Here is a 14,449-nt window from a genome sequence, read left to right on the forward strand (position 1 = left end):
CAGAGAGTTCAAAATAAGCAAGACTAAGAGCCTTCGTCAACAGCTATTCTATGTGGATAGCTGTGTTCAAAATAAGCAAGACTAAGAGACCCTGCCTGCAACACTAGACCGGGGTGTCTAGCGTGTTCAAAATAAGCAAGACTAAGAGATGAGAAGAGTGTGGACTGGGACCCCACCCGACCCAGTTCAAAATAAGCAAGACTAAGAGCCAACGACAAGCCGCTCAAAAAGCTGATAATAAAATTCCAGTTCAAAATAAGCAAGACTAAGAGTCGTGTTACAGTGTTAGAGTGGAAGTGATCGAGTTCAAAATAAGCAAGACTAAGAGCTATCTTCAAGTCCCTGTCTTCGTAGTCGAGGTGGTTCAAAATAAGCAAGACTAAGAGCGATCCACGCATTCGTCCGGAACCACCCAGAGTACAGGTTCAAAATAAGCAAGACTAAGAGATTATATCACTTTTATTTTGGCGTAAGAGGTAAGCCAGTTCAAAATAAGCAAGACTAAGAGGGATGTAATATTGTTAGGCTACTCGCCTCGCTGACGGGTTCAAAATAAGCAAGACTAAGAGTATCGCGTCCGCGTCTGAAGCGAAATAGAGTACTCCGTTCAAAATAAGCAAGACTAAGAGGTGTATTGGCTGATGGTACTGTGATTTGTGATAAGGGTTCAAAATAAGCAAGACTAAGAGAGCACGTAATACCAGTCAAAGAGGTGTGGTGCTAGTTCAAAATAAGCAAGACTAAGAGTCCATCTACTAGCGTTTCCGTGCTAACATCCCAGTTCAAAATAAGCAAGACTAAGAGCGTACTTCGAGCGTAGCTCCATGTTCTCCTGTTCAAAATAAGCAAGACTAAGAGGCCTCGTCATGTCGCTGGCGGTGTACTAGCTAGTTCAAAATAAGCAAGACTAAGAGCGCAGAGATTCAACATCAAGGCCGCCCTCGTCTCCGTCAGGTTCAAAATAAGCAAGACTAAGAGTGGTATGGGATCCTGGAGGTGGTGGAAGCGTGATTGTGTTCAAAATAAGCAAGACTAAGAGTAAGGCCTAGTCCACGAAGAGACTCCAGCATCTCTAGGTTCAAAATAAGCAAGACTAAGAGGGCAGCGGGATTACTCGGCCTTCATCACTAACGTCTAGTTCAAAATAAGCAAGACTAAGAGCTGGGCCCTGACGCTTCTCTATATAATAATTACAAGTTCAAAATAAGCAAGACTAAGAGGCTACGCAAGCGGTGTCTTCAATCAAACCGTGTCCTCCCGTTCAAAATAAGCAAGACTAAGAGAGATATACTAATACTAAATCTTTTTTCCTCATCGTTCAAAATAAGCAAGACTAAGAGTAATATGGTGTTTTATTATGCGTTCGTATGCTGTTCAAAATAAGCAAGACTAAGAGCAAATCCACTACCTCGAATCCCTCATCGCTGTGTTCAAAATAAGCAAGACTAAGAGCTAGATAGTTCTTCATCGGCAGCTCGTTTATCAACGTTCAAAATAAGCAAGACTAAGAGGCCACGTAATCGACACAAAGCCATTCTTCATGCTGTTCAAAATAAGCAAGACTAAGAGACGAGGCGCGGGCCCAGGTACGTGATACTATCGTTCAAAATAAGCAAGGCAAGAGTGGGGAACGAGCATGTTTACGGGTTCTAGCCCTTAGTACCTGATAAAGGTAAATAAGCTCCGGAGAGAGTGAAGAGGTAAGGGGGCGAGCGGGTCAGCGTGCCAACCGCACATCACGGATCAGCTCGTTCGGGGTTCGTTATCCCCGCCCCCGGTATCTAGTGTTAGATAAAAATTGAGTAAGAGCAATGAGTGATTGGAGTTACCATTTGACTTTTCTTGGGAAAGTATGGATATTGGGAGGTTGTAGAGACGATTATAATTGAAGTTAGAGGTAGTGATGAGACATTGGGGCCTCTCTATAGGTCGGTGTTTGAGGACGTTGGCGGGTTCCTGGTTTCGCTGAAGCTCAAGCTGTATTTCAAGGGCAACGTTATACTGCCCCCCTATACTTCTAGGGTGACGAAGTACATCATTTATTCTAGCGATTGCTTCGGCAAGCTGAGGGAGCTATACGAGTCTCGCTCGAAGTTTAGGCCAGTCACCTTGTCAACGCTCCACACGCTCTCCGGCAAGCCCCTGTACAAGCGCGGTAGCGAGGAGCAACTGATCTCTGTCCGCGAGGGTATGACGTTGACGGCGTCTATAACGTACTTCACCCGGGAGGGGAGCCCGCTGGACTACTCGCTCTACGACTGCAGTGGCACGGTGCGGGAGCCCTTCAATAACATCGAGTTCTCGATCTGGGAGATCGAGGTGCTGCGCCTAGAAAGCCTATCGCTCGGGCTCGACAAGGGGGATATTATACGGCTCGACTTTAAGACGCCGCTCGTGATGAGCACGAAGGTAATGACCCCTCCATCCCTGAAGAGCCTACCGTTGATAAAGAACACGCCCAACGAGTACAGGCTCCTCCCCACACCCGGCTACGTAGCGGCCTCAGCGATGAGGGTCTGGCTCGGGGTAGTCAACGGCGTGGATCCCGACGAGTACCATGCGCCTTACGGGATAGGCCGTCTAGCAGACATCTTCACGCCCGAGATAGACTATAGGATAAGGCCGGTTACAATAGTCTACGGCAAGGATAAGTCCGGCAGGCTGAGGAAGGTCAGGGGAGTGGTCGGCCACGTATCCTACCTACTACGGTCGAGGAAGATAGCCGTGACCCTGGACAGGCTCTTCGCCCTCGCCGCTAGAATGGGCCTAGGGAAGAATAGGAGCATAGGCTTTGGAGAGTTATCCATAACAACCTACAGGCCCTAACCCCTCCCCCGGCGCCTCGTGGCAACGCCTTCGGGTCAACGACCCGAGGGTTATAACTAAAAATTAATGCCCTTAAATACGTCGTATATCGCTCCACGGCCTTGGAGCGTGACCCCGTCTTGACTACGACCAGCGGGCCAGGGACCGCCTCACTACCCCCGCCCACATATGGCGGAGGGACCCTGGAGAGACTGGAGGATCAGCCTAAGAGGATCATGAAGATAATACTCGCCGGGACGATAGCGACAGCCGCCGCCTCACTCTACGGCTATATAGCCACCAGAGACAGGAACCTGCTCCTGGCATTGCTCGTAGTACTCGCGACGCTTCCAGTGGATGTAGCCTTGATATACGGGCTCGCAGTATCCTACTACAGGCGGCTGAAGAAATTCATATACGAGGTACTCGGGCTCCTGGAGCCAGAGGCCTACGGGGTCCTGTATAAGGGAGGATACATCCTGGTCTCCACCAGGCTCAGAAGCGGGGAAACCCTCCTACTAGCCATACCAAAGGCCAGCTACATGTACCTGGAGATAATACGCACGCTATCGCCCCGCCACTCCAAGCCAGCGGACTCCGTATCGGAGATCGTGAGACTCGGAATACACTTCTCGCGCACCATAGGGTTCACGAAGGCCTGGCTCGGCCTGAGGAGAGGCAGGGGTAGATGCGATCGCGTCGAGAAGGAGCTGAAAGGAGAGGTAAGGGTCCTCGACCCCTACAGGCCCGTCATAAACTACGGCGTCGGAGAGGGAATACTAGTATACATCTTCTGCCCTAGGGGCGTCGACTCGTCTATCGACGAGGTGAAGCGTATACTGGAGGAGTACCTCCCGGGGAGGGAGGATAGTAGTGGACTCCCATGAAGTCTTTAGCAGGGGGTTGGCGCCGGGGAGGGGACTCGAACCCCCGACCACCGGGTTAACAGCCCGGCGCTCTACCTAGCTGAGCTACCCCGGCGCCCATCCATGATAGAGCTTTATGGGGGTTTTAGGGGTTTTGGGTCTCCTCCAGGGACAGCAGGTCCATTACGAACTCGTATAGCCCGTCCTTCCTCAGGCCCCTCTCCATTCTATAGAGTTGCTCCGGGGCCACTCCATAGATCCTGGCGGTCTTGTAGGGTGGTATCCCGTGGGCCCTTGAGTATAGTAGTAGGATTAGGCTCCTGAGGGCCCTGGGGTTGCTCAGCCTCGCCCTGTACTTGTAGTGGGTTACTAGTTCTTCGAGCACCCTTCTAGCGGCTATGCTCTTTTTGAGCCACTCGATGACTTCCTCGGGCAGCTCTACGGTCTTGGGCTTGCCTATACCATAGACTACGACTCTACCCGGCTCCCGGAACTCCAGCGTGGCTTCTGCGTTGGCTCTCCCTGGCACTAGGAGGGCACCGGGTTCTTGTAGGCGTGTTCCAGAGGGCTTTAAAGTTTAAGAGTATTATGAACTATTTAGGAGATCCCAGAATAGATTCCAGGCTCGACTATACTGATGGAGTTAGGGCCCGTGTTCTTACTCGGCGTGTGTGGTGGGCCCGGGGGGACTCGAACCCCCGACCTACGGGTCTGGAGCCCGCCGCTCTGCCTGGCTGAGCTACGGGCCCTCTACAGCCAGGCACCGTACTCTGGTAATTACGGGTTGGATGTAATAAGGGTTCCCGGCCGACCTACAGGAGTGCGGGGTAGCTGCTGGCGGATGACAGAGGCTCAGAACCCGGGTCTAGAGGTCATGGAAGCATTGGCGGTGTAGTGGCTGGTGAAGACAAGGCCCGCATGAGACGCCGCGGCTACCCCCTACTGCCCTTTGAGCCACCCCTCCAAGTAGCCCTTGGCTAGTGGATAGTGGCACGCGACCCGTCTCCCTGACTCCACCTCCCTCAACGGTGGCTCCTCAACCCTGCACTTCTCCTCGGCGAAAGGGCATCTCGTGTGGAACCTACAGCCGGGGGGCACATTCCTCGGGTCGGCGATCTCGCCCTTTATCTCAAGCCTCTTCTTCCTCCTCAGCCTTATGCTAGGCGCTGCCGTGGCGAGGGCCATTGTGTATGGGTGCCGGGGGTCCCTCAGCACCTCGTCGGCCTCGCCGTACTCGACTATCTTGCCCAGGTACATGACTGCGATCTTGTCCGAGATGATCCTGGCCACGGATAGGTCGTGTGTTATGAAGATCATGGCGAGCCCATACTCCTCCTGGAAGCTCTTTAGCAGTTCCAGGATAGAGGCCCTCATAGACACGTCTATCATCGAGACCGGTTCATCGGCAACCACGAACTCGGGCTTAAGGATCATGGCCCTAGCGATGACAGCCCTCTGCCTCTGCCCTCCGCTCAGCTGGCTGGGGATTCTCTCGTAGAAGTCCTCCGCTGGGGTAAGCCCCACCCTCTCCAACATGGCCATGGCCCTGTCGCGGGCCTCCTCTCTAGTGGCGAGCCCATGGACCAGTAGGGGCTCTGCAATCGCCTCTCCCACGGGTTTACGCGGGTTCAGGCTCGCATAGGGGTCCTGGTATATCATTTGCATCCTAGTCCTGTAGGGCCTGAGCTCCCTCCTCGACATGTGGGTTATGTCGACGCCGTCAAACACTATCCTACCCTCATCGGGCTCCAATAGCCTCAAAACGAGCCTCCCAGTAGTAGTCTTTCCACAGCCTGACTCTCCGACGAGGGAAAGGGTCTCACCCCTATCCACCGTAAAGCTAACGCCGTCGACGGCCTTCACAACGTGTCTCTCTCCGGCTAGGAAGCCGCCGCCCTGGACGAAGTACTTCTTCAGGCCCTCGACTACAAGCAGGGGCTCACCCAACCCGCTCACCTCCTATACAGGTGGCATGCAACCAGCCTCCCATCGACCTCGACCAGCTTAGGCTCTACCCTGTCACAGGGCTCGAATCTACTCGGACACCTCGGGTGGAACGGGCATCCCGGGGGCGGCCTCCTCAAGTCCGGCGGGTTGCCCGGTATCCCGGCGATCCTCTTGGGCCCCCATAGGTCTGGGGCGCTGTCGAGCAATCCCTTAGTGTAGGGGTGGAGCGGATCCTCCACTATAGCGTCGACGGGGCCATACTCCACGAGCCTGCCCGCATACATTACAGCTATCCTGCTACTCCTCTCAGCCGCTAGTGCTATATCGTGTGTGATTAGTAGCACAGTCATCTTGAGCTCCCTCATCAAGTCCTCCAGCAAGTCCATTATCTTGGCCTGCACGATAACGTCCAACGCAGTCGTTGGCTCGTCAGCTATGAGTAGTGAGGGCTTCAACGCCACAGCCGCTGCTATGAGGACCCTCTGCCTCTGCCCCCCGCTCAGTTGGTGTGGGTAGTAGGAGACCCTGTCGCCAGGGATACCCACCATTTCGAGCGCCTCCTTCGCAAGCCTGATTGCCTCCTCCTTGTCCCGGGTCACCCCATGAGTTAGGTAGACGTCTGCTATCTGGTCCCCGACCTTCCTAACAGGGTCTAGGCTCGTCATGGGGTCCTGGAAGACCATTGAGATCTTAGTACCCCTTATCTCCCTCATCTTCGAGTCCGGTAGCCTGGTTAGGTCTGTTCCCTCGAAGATGATCCTCCCAGAGGCGATTACCCCGGGGGGAGGGACGAGGCGGAGTAGGGCTAGTGCGAGAGTGCTTTTACCACTCCCAGATTCTCCCACGAAGCTCACGAACTCCCCCTTGGGTATCTCAAGGCTAACCCCATCTACAGCCTTGACGACCCCAGTCAGGGTATAGTAGTGTACGCTGAGGCCCTCGATCCTAACCAGTGCCTCCACGGTTCTCACCTCTCAGTCCTTATAGCGTACCTCTCTCCAAGGCCCTCTCCCACGAGCGCGAAGCCCAGGGCTAGTAGGGTTATTGCGAGCCCCGGGAAGAGGGTCGTCCACCACATCCCCTGGTCTATATACCTCAACCCCACCCTCAGGTCGAGCCCCCAGTCGGGGCTCGGATAGGATACGGTGAGGCCGAAGAAGGCTAGGCCCGCCTCGGTCAATATGGCGTCCGTAGCCGCCAAGCCGAATACCACGAGCACAGTGGGAGCCACGTTTGGCAGGACGTGTCTAAGCATAATGTGCCTGTCCGGGTAGCCGAGGGCCTCAGCCGCCTCTATGTAGAGGCTCTCCCTCACTTCAAGGACCTGGCCCCTGACCATCCTGAAGAACGTGGGCACGTAGACCACGCTCAGGGATATAGCGGCGTTCGAGGGGCTGGGGCCGAGGACGCTGGCAACGGCAAGGGCCAGGACGATCCCAGGGAACGCGTAGATGCTATCCATCACCATGCTCAAAGCCCTATCAAGGACTCCCCCGTAGTAGCCCGAGACCAGGCCCAGGGGGACGCCCATGGCCATTGAGAGTATCGCTGATAGCGCTACGACGTAGAGTACGATCCTAGACCCCCACACGATACGTGAGAAGACGTCGTATCCAAGCTCTGTCGTACCGAATATATGGCTCCTGTCGGGGGGCTGGGGCGTACCCGCTAGCTCCCCGGGGACACTCCTCTCCGTAGGGCCATAGGGGGCTATCCACGGCGCGAACACGGCGAGAAGTATGAATACCATTATCAGGGAGAGCCCTGTTACGAGTAGTCCCCGGCCGGGCTTCCTGCCGAAAACCTCACCGGTGATGCCCGAGAGCATGCTTCCAGGCTTGACCACGGCCTCCACCCCTCAATACCTTATCCTCGGATCCACTAGGGCGTAGATTATGTCGACGATGAGGCTCACGACGCCTACTATGAACGCGAAGACTACTATAGTGCCTTGTATGGCGCTGTAGTCGCGGTATTGGATCTTCTCGAAGAGGTAACTGCCCAGTCCGGGCCACGAGTATGTAGTCTCGGTCAAGACCGCTCCGCCCAGCAGTATGGCTAGCTGTAGCCCCATGTAGGTCACTATCGGTATCATAGCGTTCCTCAGGGCGTAGAGTAGTACCTTGTTCTCGGGCAGCCCCCTGGACCTGTAAGCCCTGATGAAGTCGGCCTGCAGTATATCGGAGAGGTTAGATCTAACCAGCCTCGTATAGGCTCCGCTCAAGACGATGCCTAGGGTGATGCTGGGTAGCACGAGGTGTTTCAGGGCGTTCACAAAGGCGTATATGTTGCCCGTTATCAGGGAGTCGAGGGTGTAGATCCCGGTTATCCTGTCGAGGTCGATGGAGGGGTCGAGTCTGCCCCCGCTCGGGAGCCAGCCCAGGTAGACCGAGAACAATAGTATGAGGAGGCTTCCAAGCCACGGTATGAAGAGGGTGTAGGCCACTATGCCGTAAACCCTCATGGCGTAGTCGATCCTGCTACCCCTCTTGACCGCCGCGATAGTCCCCGTTAGTATCCCCAGCAAGACGCTGACCGTGAAGCCCCACACGGTCAACTCGATGGTTGCAGGGATCCTATAGGCTAGATCGTGAGTTATGGACCTGCCCTCTATAACCATGCTCTCGCCGAAATCACCGTGGAGCACTCTCCAGAGATAGTCAAAATACTGTACATAGAGGGGCTTATCCAGCCCCAGCCTGTGCATCTTCTCCTTCAGTATCTCGGGTGGAACGTAGTGGGTGCCCAGAGCCGAGAGTATGGGGTTGCCGGGTATGACGCGGAGTATTATGAATATCAGCGTGTAGAGTATTAGTATGGTTGGTATTATGAGTAATGCCCTCACAACCACATACCTGAGTAGGCGTCCCACGCCGTCAGCACCATCCAACTGGCAGGCAGGACCCAGAAGGACTATTTACATTGCACGGTTCATGGCCAGAAAAATGGGAAAAGAGGAATTACTAGTAGAACTATCCTGTCCACGCCTAGCCCTTAACCTGTATGGTATCGTAGAGCAGGAACATCAGCGGGCTTATCTTGAGGCTCTCGACGTTCTCCGAGGTCACTACGTAGAGCTTGCCCTGTATCAATGGTATGTAGGGCACGTCATCGGCTAGGATCTCCTGCACCTGCTTGTAGATCTGGGCCCTCTCGTTCTGGTCGGTCAGGGTCTGAGCCTGCTTGAGGAGCTGGTCGACCTTCGGGTTCGAGTACCCTGTACCGGTCCAGCCGTTGGCAGAGGAGGCCAGGAAGGGCGTCAGGTAGTCGTCCGGGTCCAGGTAGTCTGGATACCAGCCGAGTAGGCTAACCATCATCTGCCCGCTCCTCAGCTGGTCCACGTACTGGCTCCACTCGCTGCTCTTCACGTCCACGGTTATCATACCAGTCCTCTCCCACTGCTCCTTCAGTATAGCAGCGAGCTGGGCCTCGGTGTCTCCATAGTGGGTTGGCGTGTACCAGAGCTCGATGTGCAGCTTGTTGTCCTCGCTATAGCCCGCCTGCTGTAGTAGCTGCTTGGCTAGGTCTATGTTGCCGTCTCCATACTTCTTGAAGGCGTCGATGTGGCTCCATAGGCCCTTGGGCACCATGCTATAGAGGGGCTCGACTGTGCCCTTGAACACGGTCTGGGCGATCTCATTCCTGTCGACCGCGGCCGCCAGCGCCCTCCTCACGAGTACGTTATCGGTTGGTGGGGCGTCTGTCTTTATGACGACGTATCTAATGTAGAGGCCGGGTACCTCTATTACCTTGAAGTTGGGCTTGCTCTTCAGGTCCTTTATGTCCTCTGGGTTGAGCGTCCTCCACGCCACGTCGACCTGGCCCGACTCCAGGGCGTTCTTCAGGGCGTTGGCCGAGGAGTAGAATGTTATCACGACCTTGTCGTTCTTAGGCTTCTCGCCATAGTAGTGCGGGTTAGGCACGAGGACGAGCTTCTCGTCCCTTACCCACTCCTTTATCATGTAGGGCCCGCAGCCTCCCCATGTGGCGTCGCTCGCGATCTTATCGTCGGGGTAGTTGGGGTGCACCGGGTAGTACGGTGGCGTCGCCACTAGCGCGAGGAAGTAGCTGGCCGGCGTCTTCAGTATGAACTTCACCGTGTAGTCGTCGACTGCCTGGACGTCGTCCACGAAGTCGGTGACGAGCCAGCTGGGGTCGCCCTGTATCTTCATAACCCTCTTGACGCTCCTGACAACGTCCTGGGCCTTACAGGGGGTGCCGTCGGCGAACTTGGCGTCCTTCCTGAGGTGGAATATCCATACCTTGCCGCCCTCCTGGACTTCCCAGTTCGTGGCCAGGTCTCCAACTATCTTACCGGTATCGGGGTCGTACTTGACCAGGCCCGCCATTACATTACTCAGTACCTCCCATGTGAAGAAGTCGTAGGCGTTGGCCGGGTCGAGGTCTGTTATCTTATCAGTCACTCCTATTACGACGACCTTCTCCGCCTTCTTCTGGCCCTGCATCATGTAGACTGCTCCAACCACTATGATCAGTATGATGACGATGGCCGCTACAAGGGCTCCTTTACCCACTCCTCTTCTCTTAGAAGCCATTCCTATGTCCACCCTTGTGGGGTTCATAGTCATGGAGACCAAGTAATGTGCGAGCGCCAATATATAGTTTGCCTCACAAACACATACTAGTAGCAGGAGCCGGTGTGGGTTTTGAGGGAGGCGGCTGTACTAGTACTCCTCTGGGGAAACCCTCCAAGGGTACTCCTAGTCCGCAAGAACTGCAGGGCCGAGAGCTACTGGTCATGCGACATAGCGCTCCCAGGAGGCCATATAGAAGACGGGGAGAGCGTTGAGGAGACAGCCCTAAGGGAGGCGTGGGAGGAAGCCTGGATACACCCCAGGTACGTCGGTGTGGTGGGCCGGCTAGAGCCGGAGAAGACCCTAAGGGGGGACGTGCTGATACACCCAGTCCTGGCCGTGCCAAGGGGGCCCCTATGCCCGATGCCGGCCTCCGATGAGATAGACGCCGTATTCCTACAGCCCCTCTCAATCCTAGCCCGTGGCGAGGAGGAGATAAGGCATCCCAAGCGTGGGGTAGTCGTTACAGGCTACAGGGTCGCTGGGGGAGTGCTCTGGGGGGCCACTCTGAGGATACTCAAGAGGCTCTACGCCTCCCTACAAGACCTCAAGATACTATAGCCGTAGATCGCCTCGCAATACTCGTCATAGTGTAGTATGAGGCCGTGCTCGACCAGCCTCCGAGCAGGCCAGAGGGCCTCGGGATTATCATCGTGGATCTCGCCTATACACCCTTCAAGGTCACGTATGCGGATGTAGGTCTCCAGCTTGAAAGACTCCTCGCTACCGGACTCGCGCAGGTAAAGGCCCCCGAGCCTCGCAACGCTGAACCCCGCCTCCCGGAGGATGCCGCCTATATACCCCCTGTTACTGGGCCTCCTCCCCGAAACAATGTAGACGCGTCCACCCATCTCTAGCGCCTCGCCAAGTGCCTCGACCCCGCGCGTACGCAAACCTCCTTCCGAGACGATGACGCCGTCGAAGTCGAACACGAAGACGGGGCACGGCATGCCCGGGCAACCACGGAGGCTATGGGAGTAGATCGAGCCTATAACCCCTAGCCACGTATAGTAGGCAGGAGGGTACAAGGAAGGGATGACGGTCTGCGACAGGTGCGGCGTGAGGAAGGCGGTAGTCTACCAGAAGCACACGGGGCTGAAGCTGTGCAGGGAATGCTTCCTCAAGGATATACGCGGTAGGATAGAACGTGAGGTCAAGAGATGGGGCATGATAGACCCCGGAGACACTCTACTACTAGGGCTCTCCGGGGGGAAGGACAGCTGGGTCCTCCTAGATACCCTAGCCAGGATCCACGACCCTGGCAGGATCATAGCGGTGACCATAATCGAGGGAATACCGGGCTACAACCGGCGGGAGTACGCTGAGAGGGTGAGGAGGAAGGCTCTAGAGTACGGCGTAGACCACGTCATGACTAGTATAAGGGAATACACGGGGTACACCCTCTCCGAGATAGTCGACAGGGCCATGGAGAGGAGGCTGAGGATAAGCCCCTGCACGTTCTGCGGCATATCCAGGAGGAGGATACTAAACTTCTACGCCCGCATGTATGGAGCCGACAAGACAGTGACAGCCCACAACCTAGACGATGAGAGCCAGGCCGCCTTCATAAACCTCTTGAGAGGCGACTGGGAGGGACTCTTACGCCAACACCCCCTCTCCAGCCCGGCGAGCCCGCTAATAGTCCCAAGGGTGAAGCCCGTCAGGAAGATATACGAGTGGGAGACAGCGACCTACGCATACCTAGGAGGCTTCCCCCTACAGGAGACCGAGTGCGCCTACATAAACATGAGGCCCACCCTCAGGGCCAGGGTGAGGCGGGCGCTCTACGTGCTGGAGGAGCAGAGGCCGGGGACGCTCATAAGGTTCATGGAAACCCTAGACGCACTGCTCGCAGAGGATGCTGCGGGCCTAAAGCCACAGCAACTGCCGAGGTGTGAGAGGTGCGGCGAGCCTACCAGCAGGGACAGGAGGATCTGCAAGCTATGCGAGCTGCTTGAGAAGGCTGGGATAAGCGAGCCTGTCTACGCCAAGTGGCGCGGCCTACTGGCCTCGCGTCAACTCTTAAAACTCTACAGGCCCAAGCTTACCTGACGGGTGCAACGGGGATGAGCAAGCAGGTGGAGCCACCGGTCCCGATAGTGAAGAAGCCGAGGCTCTTCAAGCACGGAGGCATAGACCAGGGGACCCGCAAGGGCAGGGGCTTCAGCCTAGGGGAGCTAAAAGAGGCTGGGCTAACCCCCACCGAGGCCAGGAAACTAGGGATACGCGTCGACAAGAGGAGGAAGACCGTGCATCCCTGGAACGTCGAAGCACTCAAGGAGTACCTCAAGAGGATAAGGGAGGCCTAGCACTCCACTGGTTCCTCCCTCTCTTCGGCCGTGGGTCTAGCCGGGATCACGCAGATAAACCTGAGGCCCTCCTCCCCGCTCCAGTACTCGTGCTCGACGTTCGGCGGGATATAGATGGCGAAGCCCTCTCCAACGCTATATGTCCTGGAGCCTATCCTAACCCTACCACTCCCCGACACTATGTATATCTCGTGCTCCCACGGGTGGAAGTGCGGTCTTATATGGGCCCTGGGCTTCATGGAGAATAGCCTCATGTAGAAGTTGCGCGCCCCGTCGCTGCCCGAGATAAGCCACCTAATAGTAGTCCCCTCAGCCATATCCGCGGGCACAGTCTTCTCCTCGATTCTAGTGAAATGGACGACCTTCTCCCCGCAAGCCAAAGGACCGCCACCCCTCCACTATAGCACGGTGAACTGGGTGATAACGGTTGACATATGCATCCTCACCACCTCGCCCTACCACTGAAGGAGTCTGGATCCAGCCTCGCGGCACCAGCCTCGATGTACTCGGGATCGCCCTCGAAGCCCGTCAAAACGTAGATGGTCCTGGCCCTATAGTTAACCCTGGTCACGAGGCCTGGGAAACCGAGGTCCCCGCGCCAGAGGCTGACCAGTAGCCCCCTCTCCCACCCGCTCCTCACAAAGACGACGCCAGGCTGGGGCCTGGCCCTGCCCCTCACGACAAGCCGGACCCCGCCGCCAGCCTTCTCAGCGTAATACACGGTGGAGCCTAGCATCTCGGAGAAGGGCCTGGGGTCAAGGGGCTCGCCCGCGAATAGGGGAGCCCCGTAGAGGGGCACACGGTCCAGGCTGTAACTCCTCTCCCTAGCCCCTGCTAGCGCCTTGGCGATCAGCCTCTCCCTATGAATCCTCCTCTCCTCCCTGCTCTTGGAGCCCCGGTAGGGCGGGGGTATCGAGGAGACCTCGACGCTGGCGAGCCTCCTGCGTAGAAACTCGACATACCTCTCCTCCAGTCCAACAGCTACAACCCGGTCCACACCGGCCGCCTCCGCGACTGCCACCTTTGACTCCAACCCCTCCCAGGGAGACACCCACCCGTCGGTATCGAATACTACTGGCGAGGTCCAGCCCTTCAAGATGTTACTAGAGCACCCGATGTACCTGTGTACGGCGTCCCTCGGGGTGAACGATCCCACGAAACATACCCTATAGAGCCTCCCGCCGGATCCAGGTATGAAGGGTCCCTCCACTACACTACTACTAGTGAAGCCCGGGCAGTAGTTCTCGTTCTGCCCTATATCGACGGTGGCATAAAGCACCCTGCCGCCAGCGCTGGCGAGCTTGTTGGCTATCCAAGACGCGAGGGTGCTCTTACCACTATCACTAGGCCCGACCAGCAAGATCCTGCCCGGCACTGCCAGGCTAGAGGCAAGCCTATCCCAATCATCATAAACCCCCGGGTCGACGGCCTCCCACCTACCAGTATAGCTGGCCCTAGACCCCTCCCGGAAGCGGGCTAGCACGCCGCGTCCAACGGGGACAACGATGGAATCACCCGCCGACACGGGGTAGCCCAGTACCTCCCCCTCTCCCTCCTCAACCCTAAGCATCCCGGGCCCGCGTAGTAGGTAGACCCCGCGTCCAAGCAATCCTTATTACCCTCCAGCCCCTAACACCCGGAATACCGGCCGGGCGCCGCGGTAGTATAGCCTGGCCTAGTATGCGGGCCTGTCAAGGGGCCCGCCTCCGCCCCACCCCCGGGATCCTCGCAGGATAAAATGAGGGACCCTCGCCTATCCTCTAGGGCGCGTCTCCGAGGGGGCTCTTAGCCGGGTGGATGTGGGCGAGATACGCGTAAAACCTTATAAGGAGCGGTGGAGGTCTTGCTTGTAGACCGGGGGCGGAGGCGGGAGCTACAGAAAGCCCGTGACCCGGGTTCAAATCCCGGCCGCGGCGCCATCCTCCGG

The 14,449-nt window shown here is 56.6% G+C and carries 14 protein-coding genes, 3 tRNA genes and 1 CRISPR repeat array; of the genes, 6 read left to right on the top strand and 11 right to left on the bottom strand.

Annotation, left to right across the window (positions count from 1 at the left end):
• Positions 1-6 precede the first annotated feature (6 nt).
• Positions 7-1,625: direct repeats of the CRISPR family, unit length 24 nt; unit sequence GTTCAAAATAAGCAAGACTAAGAG.
• A 286-nt stretch (positions 1,626-1,911) separates the two neighbouring features.
• Both cas6 and F7C38_07005 read left to right on the top strand, forming a co-directional pair.
• Entirely contained in the window at positions 1,912-2,826 is a 915-nt protein-coding gene (cas6, locus tag F7C38_07000) for a CRISPR system precrRNA processing endoribonuclease RAMP protein Cas6 (GenBank protein MCE4601291.1), read from the top strand.
• A 101-nt stretch (positions 2,827-2,927) separates the two neighbouring features.
• Complete coding sequence (locus F7C38_07005; GenBank protein ID MCE4601292.1) at positions 2,928-3,692, top strand: hypothetical protein; 765 nt, start codon at positions 2,928-2,930, stop codon at positions 3,690-3,692.
• A 17-nt stretch (positions 3,693-3,709) separates the two neighbouring features.
• On the opposite strand, the gene F7C38_07010 is transcribed toward F7C38_07005, so the two are convergent.
• The 8 genes from F7C38_07010 to F7C38_07045 all read right to left on the bottom strand — a co-directional run bounded on the left by F7C38_07010 (position 3,710) and on the right by F7C38_07045 (position 10,174).
• Positions 3,710-3,786: transfer RNA gene (locus tag F7C38_07010), tRNA-Asn, on the bottom strand.
• A 30-nt stretch (positions 3,787-3,816) separates the two neighbouring features.
• Positions 3,817-4,200 carry a hypothetical protein gene (locus F7C38_07015; GenBank protein MCE4601293.1) on the bottom strand — a complete coding sequence of 128 codons (384 nt, stop codon included), beginning with the start codon at positions 4,198-4,200 and terminating at the stop codon, positions 3,817-3,819.
• A gap of 143 nt (positions 4,201-4,343) precedes the next feature.
• Positions 4,344-4,420, bottom strand: a tRNA-Trp gene (locus F7C38_07020).
• Between the two features lie 190 nt (positions 4,421-4,610).
• Positions 4,611-5,627, bottom strand: a complete 1,017-nt coding sequence (locus F7C38_07025) for an ATP-binding cassette domain-containing protein (GenBank protein MCE4601294.1) — start codon at positions 5,625-5,627, stop codon at positions 4,611-4,613.
• Positions 5,624-6,580, bottom strand: a complete 957-nt coding sequence (locus F7C38_07030) for an ABC transporter ATP-binding protein (GenBank protein MCE4601295.1) — start codon at positions 6,578-6,580, stop codon at positions 5,624-5,626. The genes F7C38_07025 and F7C38_07030 overlap by 4 nt, the downstream gene beginning before the upstream one ends.
• Before the next feature lie 5 nt (positions 6,581-6,585).
• Entirely contained in the window at positions 6,586-7,464 is an 879-nt protein-coding gene (locus F7C38_07035) for an ABC transporter permease (protein MCE4601296.1), read from the bottom strand.
• A gap of 12 nt (positions 7,465-7,476) precedes the next feature.
• Positions 7,477-8,490, bottom strand: coding sequence for an ABC transporter permease (locus F7C38_07040; GenBank protein ID MCE4601297.1), 1,014 nt, complete (start codon positions 8,488-8,490; stop codon positions 7,477-7,479).
• A gap of 115 nt (positions 8,491-8,605) precedes the next feature.
• A complete protein-coding gene (locus F7C38_07045) occupies positions 8,606-10,174 on the bottom strand; it encodes an ABC transporter substrate-binding protein (protein ID MCE4601298.1) in 1,569 nt (522 codons plus the stop codon).
• A gap of 111 nt (positions 10,175-10,285) precedes the next feature.
• Here F7C38_07045 and F7C38_07050 point away from each other — a divergent pair, with 111 nt between their 5' ends.
• Positions 10,286-10,774, top strand: coding sequence for a CoA pyrophosphatase (locus F7C38_07050; GenBank protein ID MCE4601299.1), 489 nt, complete (start codon positions 10,286-10,288; stop codon positions 10,772-10,774).
• Here the strand turns inward: F7C38_07050 and F7C38_07055 are convergent.
• Positions 10,741-11,163 (bottom strand): HAD family hydrolase, encoded by a 423-nt coding sequence (locus F7C38_07055; GenBank protein ID MCE4601300.1) that lies wholly within the window; start codon positions 11,161-11,163, stop codon positions 10,741-10,743. The two genes, F7C38_07050 and F7C38_07055, sit on opposite strands and share 34 nt — an antisense overlap.
• A gap of 85 nt (positions 11,164-11,248) precedes the next feature.
• Between F7C38_07055 and F7C38_07060 the strand changes: the two genes are divergently transcribed.
• Positions 11,249-12,265 (top strand): TIGR00269 family protein, encoded by a 1,017-nt coding sequence (locus F7C38_07060; protein ID MCE4601301.1) that lies wholly within the window; start codon positions 11,249-11,251, stop codon positions 12,263-12,265.
• Between the two features lie 14 nt (positions 12,266-12,279).
• Positions 12,280-12,522 (top strand): 50S ribosomal protein L13e, encoded by a 243-nt coding sequence (locus F7C38_07065; GenBank protein MCE4601302.1) that lies wholly within the window; start codon positions 12,280-12,282, stop codon positions 12,520-12,522.
• Here the strand turns inward: F7C38_07065 and F7C38_07070 are convergent.
• Together F7C38_07070 and F7C38_07075 are read right to left on the bottom strand one after the other, a co-directional pair.
• Positions 12,519-12,902: a cupin domain-containing protein gene (locus tag F7C38_07070; protein ID MCE4601303.1), complete on the bottom strand. Its 384-nt coding sequence runs from the start codon at positions 12,900-12,902 to the stop codon at positions 12,519-12,521. The two genes, F7C38_07065 and F7C38_07070, sit on opposite strands and share 4 nt — an antisense overlap.
• Before the next feature lie 62 nt (positions 12,903-12,964).
• Positions 12,965-14,131 carry a hypothetical protein gene (locus tag F7C38_07075; protein ID MCE4601304.1) on the bottom strand — a complete coding sequence of 389 codons (1,167 nt, stop codon included), beginning with the start codon at positions 14,129-14,131 and terminating at the stop codon, positions 12,965-12,967.
• A gap of 45 nt (positions 14,132-14,176) precedes the next feature.
• Here F7C38_07075 and F7C38_07080 point away from each other — a divergent pair.
• Positions 14,177-14,441, top strand: a tRNA-Asp gene (locus F7C38_07080).
• The last annotated feature ends 8 nt before the right edge of the window (positions 14,442-14,449 follow it).

Origin of the sequence: Candidatus Thermodiscus eudorianus (assembly GCA_015521085.1) — an archaeon.
Lineage (GTDB): Archaea > Thermoproteota > Thermoprotei_A > Sulfolobales > Acidilobaceae > Thermodiscus > Thermodiscus eudorianus.